We start from the raw sequence: 13,130 nt of genomic DNA on the forward strand, positions 1-13,130 counted from the left end.
GAAATAAAGAATACTATTTAAAATTAAGAAAAATTTAATCTAATACAAATAGAGAATTCTATTTAGTTATTATTTTATTTATATGACTTAAGTCAGATAAAAACTAACTTTTTGAAAAATAATAAGTTAACTATTATTTTTTTATTATTTAGCTTTCTTCCTTTATTGTTTATACCAAATAGGCATAACATTTTTATATATAAAAACGTAGAGTAATAATTGCTACTACTCTACGTCGAAATACATTAATCAGTTTGATGTATTAATGAACAAATATATATCATTAACGCTTCTTACCAAATGCGGCAGCTAATGCATCACTCATTGCACTATTACCCGCGCTATTTCCAGTATTATTTCGACCGGCGCCATTTGATTGGCGATTGTTTCTTGCTGGTTTTGGCATTCTTTGATGCTGACCTGAATTCTCTTTTGAAGAGGATGGACGTTTGCTATCACTATCACCCGCGACTTCGTCTAAACGCATAGTTAATGCAATACGTTTACGCGCTAAATCAACATCTAACACTTTAACCTTAACAATATCACCTGTTTTCACCACAGTGTATGGATCTTCAACAAACTTATCAGCTAAAGAAGAGATATGCACTAAACCATCTTGATGCACACCAATATCTACAAATGCACCAAAATTAGTTACATTAGTGACAGTGCCTTCAAGGATCATACCACTGACTAAGTCATTCATGGTTTCAACACCATCAGCAAAGGTTGCTGTTTTAAACTCAGGACGAGGATCACGACCTGGTTTTGCAAGCTCTTTTAGGATGTCATTGATGGTTGGTAAACCGAATTGATCAGTAATAAAATCTCTTGCATTAACGTGTGAAAGTAATGTGCTGTTACCCATTAAATCACCCAGTTTTTGGTGTGTTGATTGTAAGATAGTTTCAACAACTGGGTAGGCTTCTGGGTGAACTGTTGACGCATCTAATGGATTTTTACCACCTTGAATACGTAAGAAACCTGCGCATTGCTCAAAGGCTTTAGGTCCTAGACGAGCGACTTTTAAGAGTTGTTTTCTATCTATAAATTGACCATTCTCATCACGCCAAGTGATAATATTTTGAGCGATAGATTGACTTAAACCAGCTACTCGCGTCAATAATGGCGCTGACGCCGTATTTAAGTCAACACCTACACCATTCACGCAATCTTCAACAACCGCATCAAGCTTTTTCGCTAACAGTGTTTGACTGACATCATGTTGATATTGGCCTACACCGATAGATTTTGGATCAATTTTAACTAATTCTGCTAACGGATCTTGTAAACGACGGGCAATAGAAACAGCACCACGAATAGAAACATCTAAATCAGGGAACTCATTTGCAGCTAATTCGGATGCTGAATAGACAGAAGCCCCAGCTTCACTGACAATCACTTTTTGTGCTTTTATATCAGGATAGCGTTTTACCGTTTCTGCAAAAAAGCGTTCTGTTTCACGTGATGCCGTACCATTTCCTATCGCAACTAATTCAACATTATGTTTGATACAAAGCGCAGCAACACTTGCCGCTGCTTTATCAGTTTGCCCCGTGTGCGGGTAAATAGTATCAGTGGCAATCAATTTACCTGTGTTATCAACAACAGCAACTTTAACACCAGTACGTAACCCAGGATCGAGCCCCATTGTTGCTCTCATTCCCGCAGGTGCTGCCATTAATAAGTCATTTAAATTACGAGCAAAAACATCAATCGCCTCTTGCTCTGCTTTTTCACGTAATTGTCCCATGAGTTCCGTTTCAAGGTGCATTAATACTTTAATACGCCAAGTCCAACTCACCACTGCTTTACGCCAACTATCCGCAGGTTGATTATTTAATCTTAAATCTAAATATTCAGTGATAAGCTGTTCGCCATAACTCTCTTTTGGCGCTTCTTCAAATTGCGGATCAGGATTGAGTGAAAGCTGTAAAATACCTTCATTACGACCGCGAAACATGGCTAAAGCACGGTGAGAAGGCACTGTTGCAATAGGCTCATGACTATCGAAATAATCACTAAATTTAGCGCCTTCTGCTTCTTTTTTATCTATCACTTTAGATACAAGATGTGCATTTTTCCATAAATATTGACGAACTTTAGCTAATAACCCTGCATCTTCTGCAAAACGCTCCATTAATATATAACGAGCGCCATCAAGAGCCGCTTTGATATCACTAACACCTTTATCAATATCGATATAAGAAGTAGCGACCTCTTCAGGGTTATGTTGAGGCTCATTCCATAATAAATCTGCCAGTGGTTCTAACCCATTTTCAATGGCTATTTGCCCACGAGTACGGCGTTTTGGCTTATAAGGGAGATAAAGATCTTCAAGTTCAGTTTTACTTTGCGTTTCATTAATTGAGGAGCGTAACTCATCAGTGAGTTTTCCTTGCTCTTCAATTGATTTTAAAATCGTTTCTCGACGATCATTCAGTTCTCTCAAGTAACTCAGGCGGGTTTCTAGCTGACGCAATTGCGTATCATCTAACCCACCCGTTACCTCTTTTCGGTAACGGGCCACAAATGGCACCGTATTCCCTTCATCCAGTAACGTAATGGCCGAAAGAACTTGCTGAGGCTTAACAGAAAGTTCTTGAGCAATTATTCGGCTTAATGATTCATTCATAATATATTTACCTACCGAGAGGTGCTGTTAAAAAAGATGGCTATTATACACACAGATGACTAAAAAATTCGGCTTAATTGCTTATAGAAGGCGACAATTATGAGGAAAATAACAGATTCTTTTGTTATTCCAGCTATAGTATCTTTATGAAATTCACTGTTAATGATAATTTTTACTTGTAATGGCAAAAAGCAACTATATTACTCGTGATGGCTGGTATGCCTTAGATAAAGAGCTTAAATATCTTTGGAAAGAAGAACGACCACGTGTCACACAATCTGTTTCAGAAGCCGCAGCTCAAGGTGATCGTTCAGAAAATGCTGAATACATTTATGGAAAAAAACGCTTACGCGAAATAGACAGACGTGTTCGTTTTTTATCAAAACGCCTTGATGAATTAAAAATCGTTGACCCAGACCCTAGGCAAGAGGGTAAAGTGTACTTTGGTGCATGGGTAACACTTGAAGATGAAGATGAAAATATAAGGACATTCCGCTTAGTAGGTTCTGATGAATTTGATCCTGCAAAACAATGGATCTCGATTGATTCCCCTGTTGCCAGAGCATTAATAGGCAAGCAAGTTGATGACGAAATCAATGTAAAAACACCAGGTGGAGAAGTGACTTATTGCATATTATCTATTAAATATTACTTAGAATAAGAAAATAATGAGTGCAATTTTCTTAAACTCCAATGAAAATAAGTTTTAAATATAAATTATATATATTTAATATTCTATTTTGGTTTAATATTCTTATCAATGATAGAATTCTAAATAAAGCATTAGCACTTCGGGAGCTTAAAAATGCAAGAAAGTTATAAAGTGCTTATCGTAGATGATGATTTACGATTACGCTCATTATTGGAGCGCTATTTAACGGAGCAAGGTTTTCAAATACGGACAGCAGCCAACTCTGATCAAATGGATCGTTTACTCACTCGAGAATCTATTCATCTTATCGTGCTTGATCTCATGCTTCCTGGTGAAGATGGTTTATCTATTTGTCGTCGTTTAAGAAGCCAAAATAATCCCATTCCGATTATTATGGTGACAGCAAAAGGTGAAGAAGTAGATAGAATAGTTGGGTTAGAAATTGGTGCTGATGATTATATTTCAAAACCATTTAATCCAAGAGAACTCTTAGCTCGTATTCGTGCTGTGCTTCGTCGTCAAGCTAATGAACTGCCTGGTGCTCCTTCACAAGATAATGCCATTATCTCGTTTGGTAAGTTCAAGCTAAATTTAGGTACACGTGAAATGTTCCATGAAGAAGAGCATATGCCTCTAACAAGTGGAGAATTCGCTGTACTTAAAGTGTTAGTGTCTCATCCTCGTGAACCACTTTCACGCGACAAATTGATGAGCCTTGCTCGTGGCCGTGAATACAGTGCGATGGAACGCTCCATTGACGTACAAATTTCACGTTTGCGTCGCATGATAGAAGAAGATCCGACTCACCCACGTTATATTCAAACGGTTTGGGGTTTAGGCTATGTCTTCGTTCCTGATGGTTCTAGCGCGCAATGAGAAGGCTTAGGCTTTCACCTCGCAATAAACTAACACGATCACTATTTCTGGTTATCTCGCTACTCTTTTTTAGCTTGATAGCCAGTTATCTTATTGTGCAACATCTTATTGTTGAACCAAGCCTACAGCAGTTTAATAAAGTTCTTGCTTATGAAATACGTACTTTCATACCTGAAGAACTGGTTTTAGTCGATGGTACACCACTTAAAATTTCACCCGCTTTGCGTAATAAAATTTATAATGAACTGGGTATATCATTTTATGATAAATCTGCTGCATTACAAAAAGGACTATATTGGGCAAAAGAAAGTGTTGATTTAAGTAATCAAATGTCTGACTACCTTGATGGTAAAACAGAAATTTGGATAGAAAGTACCTTGGAATACCCTGTTTTATGGGTTAATACACATATTTCCCCTGAATTATGGATACGCGTACCTCTTACTGAGTTAGGGCAAAACTTCCTACTGCCTGTTTATCGCCAATCCATTATTTTTATCATTATATTCGCTTCTTTTATCTGGCTCTATAATCGATTTCAAAATCGCCATCTGAATGAATTAGAGTCTGCTGCTCGTCGTATTGGTAAAGGTGTTATTCCACCCCCAATTACAGAATCTGGCTCAACAGAAATGCGTTCTATTATTCGAGCCTTTAATCAAATGTCAGCAGGTATTCGTTCATTAGATAATGATAGAACCTTAGTGATGGCAGGTGTGAGCCATGACTTACGTACGCCATTAACTCGTATTCGCCTTGCCACTGAAATGATGAACCCTGAAGATAACTATCTTGCGGAATCAATCAATAAAGACATTGAAGACTGTGATGCAATTATTGGCCAATTCTTAGATTATATGAGAACAGGAAAAGAGATAACGCTAGAACTTTGCGACATGAATATGTTGCTAAAAGAAGTGATTAATGCTGAATCAAATTCTAACCAAATTAGTGAAATTCACCTCTCTTCTGATGTCATTCATATAACGGCTAATCCTATTGCAGTTAAGCGTGCATTAGCCAATATGATTGTGAACGCAACACGTTATGGTCATGGCTGGATATGTGTCTCTAGTGGGCAAAATGAAGAATATGCTTGGTTCCAAGTTGAAGATGATGGCCCTGGTATTCCTGTTGAGGATAGACAGCATCTTTTCCAACCTTTTGTACAAGGTGATCAAGCAAGAAGTTCAACAGGCGCGGGATTAGGTCTTTCTATTATTCGACGCATTATGGATGCGCATGGTGGTTATGTTGAGCTAGGTGACAGCATAAGGGGAGGGCTTCTTATTAGAGCGAATTTCCCATTAACAGAGCGTGAAGATGAGGATGCATAATCCTCATTTTTATTTTTACACCCTCCTTCTTTTCTTCTCATTATTTATACTCCTCTTTTTGCTATTTTTGACTTTGTCATAAAACTGTCACATTTAAGACATTTAATTGTCATCTAACTGACCTATTGTCTGTGCATGCCGTAACCGAAGTTGATAGATATTGAAACGTTATTCTACCTATCCCACAGGAGGGATTATGAAACTAATGCGTACCACCCTGACTAGTGTCATTGCCGCTGCGTTTTCAATGACCGCTCTTACTGCTCAGGCAACGACCTCGCTGACTGGTGCTGGCGCAACGTTCCCTGCTCCCGTTTATGCAAAATGGGCAGATTCCTATCAAAAAGAAACAGGTAACAAAATTAACTATCAAGGTATTGGCTCTTCTGGTGGTGTAAAACAGATAATTGCTAATACGGTTGATTTCGGTGCTTCTGATGCACCTTTAGCTGATGACAAATTAAATGCTGATGGCTTATTTCAATTTCCTACCGTCATAGGGGGGGTTGTTATGGCGGTCAACATTCCTGGGATTAAATCAGGTGAATTAACACTAGATGGCGAAACCATTGGTAATATCTATCTTGGTAAAATTCAAAAATGGAATGATGAGGCTATCGTAAAACTCAATCCAAATGTGAAACTACCTGATCAAAATATTGCTGTTATCCGTCGTGCTGATGGTTCAGGAACCTCTTTTGTTTTTACAAGTTATTTATCAAAAGTTAATAATGCTTGGAAAACTGACGTTGGTGCAGGTTCTACCGTGAAATGGCCTACAGGCTTAGGTGGAAAAGGAAATGATGGTATTGCAGCCTTTGTTCAACGTGTACCTGGTGCAATTGGTTATGTTGAATATGCTTATGCAAAACAAAATAATCTCGCTTATACAAAATTAGTGACCGCTGATGGCCAAGCAATTTCACCAACAGCAGATAGCTTTAGTGCAGCTGCTAAAGAAATTGATTGGAGTAAAAGTTTTGCACAAGATTTAACCAATCAAAAAGGTGATAATGCATGGCCAATTACTTCAACGACCTTCATCTTAGTACACACAACTCAAAAGAATGCAGAGAAAGGCAAAGAAGTACTGAACTTTTTCAATTGGGCTTATGAAAAAGGCGCTGATGAGGCAAAAAATCTTGATTACGCGGTACTACCAACAGAAGTAGTAGAACAAATTCGTGCAGCTTGGAAAACATCAATCAAAGACAGTAATGGTAAATCGCTTTATTAATACCATTAAAGAATTACGTTAACGTTTACCCCCTGTTAAAGCAGGGGGTACTAAATTAAAAGAGGCTTTATGGCCGAGCATACAACGGTAATAAAGGCCCCTAGTAAACGAGGGGATGTTATTTTTAGCGCACTAGTTCGACTTGCTGCGCTGATTACGCTTTTGCTTTTAACGGGCATCATTATTTCACTTATCTTCGCTTCATGGCCTAGTATCCAAAAATTTGGGCTGTCTTTTTTATGGACAAAAGAGTGGGATCCACCAGCACAAGAATTTGGGGCCTTAGTCCCCATATATGGCACGATTGTCACATCCATTATTGCCCTCATCATAGCCGTACCTGTAAGCTTTGGGATTGCCCTTTTTCTAACAGAGCTTTCTCCTAACTGGCTAAGACGCCCTTTAGGCGTGGCTATCGAACTATTAGCGGCTATTCCGAGTATTGTATATGGTATGTGGGGCTTATTTGTTTTCGCACCTTTATTTGCTACCTATTTCCAAGAGCCTGTAGGTAACGTGCTCTCGTCAATTCCTATTGTTGGTGAGCTATTTTCTGGCCCTGCTTTTGGTATCGGTATTTTAGCCGCTGGCGTTATCTTAGCCATTATGATAATCCCCTATATTGCATCAGTAATGCGTGATGTATTTGAGCAAACGCCTGTCATGATGAAAGAATCAGCCTACGGTATTGGCTGTACAACATGGGAAGTTATCTGGAATATCGTATTACCTTATACACGTAATGGTGTCATAGGTGGTGTGATGTTAGGTTTAGGTCGTGCCTTAGGTGAAACTATGGCTGTTACCTTTATTATCGGTAATACCTACCAATTAGATTCTGTTTCACTCTTTATGCCTGGTAATAGCATCACATCTGCACTAGCCAATGAATTTGCTGAGGCAGAAACAGGCTTACATACTGCGGCATTAATGGAGTTAGGTCTTATTCTATTTGTGATTACTTTTATTGTCTTAGCCATTTCTAAATTGATGATTTTACGTTTATCAAAAAATGAAGGAGCACGATAATGGCGAAAATCACTTTAGATAAAGCAGGTCATTCTTCATTGCAGCGCCAAACTGAAAGTGAATTGCGTATACGTCATAAACGTCAACTTTGGCGTCGACAAAAAAACCGCATCGCACTTTTTCTTTCAGTCTCAACAATGGCATTTGGTCTTTTTTGGCTTATATGGATTTTATTTTCTACAGTGACAAAAGGCGTAGATGGCATGTCGCTGGCGCTTTTCACCGAAATGACACCTCCACCAAATACAGAAGGTGGTGGTCTTGCTAATGCGATTGTTGGTAGTGGACTACTCATTTTATGGGCAACGATTATTGGTACACCGCTAGGTATTCTTGCCGGTATTTACCTTGCTGAATATGGTCGTCGTTCATGGCTTGCTGAGATAACCCGTTTTATTAACGATATTTTACTTTCAGCACCGTCTATTGTGGTGGGTTTATTTGTCTACACCATTGTGGTTGCTCAAATGCAGCACTTTTCAGGATGGGCTGGGATTGTAGCACTTGCGCTGTTACAAATTCCGATTGTTATTCGTACTACCGAAAATATGCTGAAATTAGTACCAGATAGTTTACGAGAAGCCGCTTATGCACTAGGTACGCCAAAATGGAAAATGATATCTAAAATCACCTTAAAAGCCTCAATATCAGGCATTATTACAGGGATTTTATTAGCAATTGCACGTATTGCTGGTGAAACTGCGCCATTACTTTTCACCTCGCTATCAAACCAATTCTGGAGCACAGACTTAAACGAACCGATAGCTAATTTGCCTGTCACTATCTTTAAGTTTGCTATGAGTCCCTTCTCAGAATGGCAACAACTTGCTTGGGCTGGTGTACTGCTTATCACCCTTTGTGTTCTATTCATCAATATTATTGCACGTGTTCTGTTTGCTAAAAACAAACATGGTTAACGCAGAAAGTTAAGTAAGAGAGAACGTTTAATGACTATGGCTAATGATAACGCAGGAAACAAAATTCAAGTCCGTGATCTGAACTTCTATTACGGTAAATTCCATGCGCTAAAAAATATCTCATTAGATATTGCCAAAAATAAAGTAACCGCATTTATCGGGCCATCAGGCTGTGGTAAATCAACCTTATTGCGCACATTTAATAAAATGTATGAACTTTATGGTGAGCAACACGCTGAAGGCGAGATTTTGCTAGATGGCAACAATATTTTGACAGACAAACAAGATATCGCCCTACTTCGTGCCAAAGTGGGTATGGTTTTCCAAAAACCGACACCATTTCCAATGTCAATTTACGACAACATCGCATTTGGTGTACGTTTATTTGAAAAACTTTCTCGTGCTGATATGGATGAGCGTGTTCAGTGGGCGCTAACTAAAGCTGCTTTATGGAATGAAACCAAAGATAAGCTTCATCAAAGTGGATACAGTTTATCAGGGGGTCAGCAACAACGTTTATGTATCGCCCGTGGTATTGCTATTCGACCTGAAGTTTTACTTCTTGATGAGCCTTGCTCAGCGCTTGATCCTATCTCAACAGGACGTATTGAAGAATTAATTAGTGAGCTTAAATCAGAATATACGGTCGTCATAGTAACGCATAATATGCAACAAGCTGCGCGTTGTTCTGATTACACTGCCTTTATGTATTTAGGTGAATTAATAGAATTTAGTGATACCGATACGCTATTTACGCGTCCTGCGAAAAAGCAAACTGAAGATTATATTACTGGGCGTTATGGCTGATAACGAGGCAAACTATGGATAATTTAAACCACAATAAGCATATTTCAGGTCAATTTAATGCGGAGTTAGAACATATTCGCACTGAATTAATGGTCATGGGTGGCTTAGTTGAAGAACAGCTTAAAAAAGCCGTCACTGCCATGCACAATCAAGACTCAGCCTTAGCTAACGAAGTGATTGAGGGCGATCATAACGTCAATATGATGGAAGTGGCGATTGATGATGCTTGTGTACGTATTATTGCCAAACGCCAACCTACTGCTAGTGATTTACGCTTGATTATGGCTATCTCAAAAACGATTGCAGAATTAGAGCGAATTGGTGATGTTGCAGAAAAAATTTGCCAAACAGCACTTGAGAAATTTTCACATCAGCATCAGCCATTACTCGTCAGCCTAGAATCACTTGGCCAACATGCCATTCAAATGCTTCATGATGTTCTTGATGCTTTTGCAAGAATGGACTTAGAAGAAGCGGTACGTATTTATCGTGAAGATGCAAAAATTGATAATGAATATGAAGGCATAGTACGTCAATTAATGACATATATGATGGAAGATCCTCGCACTATTCCTAGTGTTTTAACGGCGCTTTTTTGTGCTCGCTCAATTGAACGTATTGGCGATCGTTGCCAGAATATTTGCGAATTTATTTTCTATTATGTTAAAGGACATGATTTTCGTCATATTGGCGGTGATCAAGTGGAAAAAATGCTAACAAAAGGTAATGATAATAATCTGCCCTCATCATAAATACCCAACATCATTTTCTCTATCACAATAACAGAGGTTTATCGCCTCTGTTGTCATTTGTTCCCTGCTTAATACGCATTTGCTTTGTACTTCAATGTATTCATTCCGTATTTATCGCCTTATTCCTTAAAAGAATATATATATTGTTTTTTATTATTTTATGAACTTAGAGCAACTTGATAGCGTGATAGTCAATATAACGACGATAATTCTTTTTTGGGGATGAATAACAATGAAACTACGTGTTCTGGCAACAGCATTAATTGCAGGTTCAGTTCTTTTTTCAGGCCTTGCAAAAGCAGATAAATTAGATGACATCAAAAAAGCAGGCGTGGTACGTATCGCCATTTTTGATAGCAATCCTCCTTTTGGTTTTGTTGATCCTCAAACTAAAAAATTAGCAGGATACGACGCTGATATCGCTAATGAAATCGCAAACGACTTAGGTGTAAAACTTGAGTTGCGTCCAACGAATCCAGCAAATCGAATTCCACTTCTTAATTCTAAAAAAATTGATTTAATTGCTGCTAACTTCACCATTACCGATGAGCGCGCTAAACAAGTTGATTTCTCTATTCCTTATTTTGCAACAGGGCAAAAATTTATTGCACGTAAAGGCGTGTTAACAAATCCAGAGCAAATTCATTCATTACGTATTGGTGCTGACAAGGGAACAGTACAAGAAATCACCTTACGTGAACGCTTCCCTGACACTAAGGTTATCTCTTATGACGATACACCATTAGCATTTGCAGCGTTACGCAACGGCAATGTTCAAGCAATTACACAAGATGATGCAAAGCTTGTCGGATTACTCGCGAATTTACCTGATGCCATAAAAGCTGATTTTGAAATTTCACCTTTTAGCATCACACGTGAATACCAAGCCGTTGCCGCAGCCAAAGGCGAGGAACGCTTAATTAATGAAATTAACAACACGCTATTGAGATTAGAAAAAGAAGGCAAAGCAGAAACGATTTATAACCGTTGGTTTGGTCCTGAAACTAAATCAGCACAACCACGTGGGGACTTCAAATTTGCGCCATTAACAGAGCAAGCGCCACAGTCTTAATGATTGAGAAATCATCACGCTGGTAATGAATATATAAAATTAATTTTGATTAAAACGCCTACCCCGCTTTTGCGGGGTTTGGCGTCTACATAGGTCATAATATGTTTGAGCAATTCCTTTCACACTATCTGCTTGAGCCGCATTATTTAAATTGGCTTTGGAATGGTTTTTTAATCACCTTGCTCATCTCGTTTTGGACTATTATCATCGCGACACTATTTGGCTTTATTCTTAGTGCAGCTCGCGACAGTAATATTGCACCAATACGCTGGTTAGCGGCGAGCTATACCTCACTATTTCGCAATACGCCTTTATTAGTTCAACTCTTTTTTTGGTATTTTGCGTCAGGTGAAATTCTTCCTCAAAGTGTCATGATGTGGCTAAATACGCCTCATCAAATATCATTATTAGCAATAACGCTTACTTGGCCTTCTTTTGAGTTTTTAGCGGGTGTTATTGGATTAACCTTCTATTCAGCGCCTTTTATTGCAGAAGAACTCAGAGCGGGTATTCAAGGGGTTAGGCAAGGGCAAAAATATGCCTCTTTAGCGCTAGGATTAACACAGTGGCAATCAATGCGTTATGTCATTTTGCCACAAGCTTTTCGTATTGCATTACCGCCGTTATTAGGTCAATACATGAATATTATTAAAAATTCATCTCTGACAATGGCAATTGGTGTAGCTGAGCTCTCCTATGCTTCACGACAAGTTGAAACAGAATCTTTACGTACCTTTGAAGCCTTTGGTGTTGCAACTGTGCTTTATATTGCGGCAATCGCGTTAATAGAAGCTTGGGGTCAATGGCATCAACAACGCAAATTAGCACAGGGATATTAATATGGATTTCACCGTTATTGCTGATAACTGGCAGTATTTGCTATTTGGTGCTTATCCCGATGGTCCTTTAGGTGGCGCTACGCTGACGCTTTTTATCAGTATAATTGCAGGTATTGCCTCAATTATTTTAGGAACGTTAGGTGGCATAGCACTTGCGATGTTACGTGGTGTCTGGGTTAACCTATTCGCAGCCTTTTTGGGATTTTTCCGCGCTATTCCCGTCATTATGTTGATATTTTGGGTCTATTTTCTATTACCTGTCATGTTGGGTATGGATATACCTGAAATCACCACTGTTATCTGTGCATTGGCATTAATTACCTCATCTTACATTGCTCATGGCGTTAAAGCAGGAATTTTGGCAATAGGTAAAGGCCAATGGCAAGCAGGTTTATCATTAGGATTTAATCGCTGGCAGGTGCTGTGGCACATCGTTCTACCACAAGCATTACGTATGATGGTACCTTCTTTTATTAATCAGTGGATATCACTCATTAAAGATACATCCTTAGCGTATGTCGTGGGGGTTGGTGAGCTATCCTTTTTAGCCACACAAGTTAACAACCGTAGCATGGTTTATCCAATGGAAGTCTTTTTATTTGTCGCGTTTATCTATTTTATTTTGTGTTTTTCGCTCGAAATTATCGCCAATCGTGTTGCAAAACACTTCTCAATACAAAAAGAAACGCGGTCTTTATGGCAAAAATTACTACCATTTAAAAAACAATCTCTCACTGAGAAAACGATTTAATGGATAAAAAAGCCTCTGAAATTTTATCTCAGAGGCTCTTAATTGCATTTAATCTTAATACCATATCAAATGCGAGAATAAAATCTTGAGAAAGTCTTTCTTTTCTTTCTTGATAATAAATCCAAATAATAGGAATAAGGCTAACTGGATAAATTAAATAGAAATCCTCTTTAAAATTAAATAAAAAAAATAATACACAAATAAAAACCACACTGATTGGCAC

The 13,130-nt window shown here is 38.4% G+C and carries 12 protein-coding genes and 1 pseudogene; 11 read left to right on the forward strand and 2 right to left on the reverse strand.

Features of this window, described 5'->3' with window-relative positions:
- Positions 1–283 precede the first annotated feature (283 nt).
- The gene (locus M983_RS07510; RefSeq protein WP_066749438.1) at positions 284–2,638 is read right to left on the reverse strand and encodes a Tex family protein; all 2,355 of its coding nucleotides are present in this window, start codon (positions 2,636–2,638) and stop codon (positions 284–286) included.
- Between the two features lie 181 nt (positions 2,639–2,819).
- Between M983_RS07510 and greB the strand changes: the two genes are divergently transcribed.
- The 11 genes from greB to M983_RS07565 all read left to right on the forward strand — a co-directional run bounded on the left by greB (position 2,820) and on the right by M983_RS07565 (position 12,907).
- Positions 2,820–3,299 carry a transcription elongation factor GreB gene (gene greB, locus M983_RS07515; RefSeq protein WP_066749440.1) on the forward strand — a complete coding sequence of 160 codons (480 nt, stop codon included), beginning with the start codon at positions 2,820–2,822 and terminating at the stop codon, positions 3,297–3,299.
- A 144-nt stretch (positions 3,300–3,443) separates the two neighbouring features.
- On the forward strand, positions 3,444–4,166 hold the full coding sequence (ompR, locus tag M983_RS07520; RefSeq protein WP_066749442.1) for an osmolarity response regulator transcription factor OmpR: 723 nt from the start codon (positions 3,444–3,446) through the stop codon (positions 4,164–4,166).
- Complete coding sequence (gene envZ, locus M983_RS07525) at positions 4,163–5,503, forward strand: two-component system sensor histidine kinase EnvZ (protein ID WP_066749444.1); 1,341 nt, start codon at positions 4,163–4,165, stop codon at positions 5,501–5,503. The genes ompR and envZ overlap by 4 nt, the downstream gene beginning before the upstream one ends.
- Positions 5,504–5,699: 196 nt before the next feature.
- On the forward strand, positions 5,700–6,740 hold the full coding sequence (pstS, locus tag M983_RS07530) for a phosphate ABC transporter substrate-binding protein PstS (protein WP_066749446.1): 1,041 nt from the start codon (positions 5,700–5,702) through the stop codon (positions 6,738–6,740).
- A 69-nt stretch (positions 6,741–6,809) separates the two neighbouring features.
- On the forward strand, positions 6,810–7,769 hold the full coding sequence (gene pstC, locus M983_RS07535) for a phosphate ABC transporter permease PstC (protein ID WP_066749448.1): 960 nt from the start codon (positions 6,810–6,812) through the stop codon (positions 7,767–7,769).
- Complete coding sequence (pstA, locus tag M983_RS07540) at positions 7,769–8,686, forward strand: phosphate ABC transporter permease PstA (RefSeq protein WP_066749450.1); 918 nt, start codon at positions 7,769–7,771, stop codon at positions 8,684–8,686. Before pstC ends, pstA begins: the two co-directional genes overlap by 1 nt.
- A gap of 30 nt (positions 8,687–8,716) precedes the next feature.
- Positions 8,717–9,493, forward strand: coding sequence for a phosphate ABC transporter ATP-binding protein PstB (pstB, locus tag M983_RS07545; protein ID WP_066749454.1), 777 nt, complete (start codon positions 8,717–8,719; stop codon positions 9,491–9,493).
- 14 nt (positions 9,494–9,507) lie between these two features.
- A complete protein-coding gene (phoU, locus tag M983_RS07550; RefSeq protein WP_066749456.1) occupies positions 9,508–10,245 on the forward strand; it encodes a phosphate signaling complex protein PhoU in 738 nt (245 codons plus the stop codon).
- Positions 10,246–10,477: 232 nt separating this feature from the next.
- On the forward strand, positions 10,478–11,317 hold the full coding sequence (locus M983_RS07555) for an ABC transporter substrate-binding protein (RefSeq protein ID WP_066749458.1): 840 nt from the start codon (positions 10,478–10,480) through the stop codon (positions 11,315–11,317).
- A 101-nt stretch (positions 11,318–11,418) separates the two neighbouring features.
- Positions 11,419–12,156 (forward strand): amino acid ABC transporter permease, encoded by a 738-nt coding sequence (locus tag M983_RS07560; RefSeq protein WP_066749460.1) that lies wholly within the window; start codon positions 11,419–11,421, stop codon positions 12,154–12,156.
- 1 nt (position 12,157) lies between these two features.
- Positions 12,158–12,907 (forward strand): amino acid ABC transporter permease, encoded by a 750-nt coding sequence (locus M983_RS07565; protein ID WP_066749462.1) that lies wholly within the window; start codon positions 12,158–12,160, stop codon positions 12,905–12,907.
- Between the two features lie 28 nt (positions 12,908–12,935).
- Here M983_RS07565 and M983_RS17750 read toward each other — a convergent pair.
- Positions 12,936–13,130, reverse strand: a pseudogene (locus M983_RS17750) (hypothetical protein); the annotation flags it as partial.

The sequence above is a fragment of the Proteus myxofaciens ATCC 19692 genome (genome assembly GCF_001654855.1).
GTDB classification, from domain to species: domain Bacteria; phylum Pseudomonadota; class Gammaproteobacteria; order Enterobacterales; family Enterobacteriaceae; genus Proteus; species Proteus myxofaciens.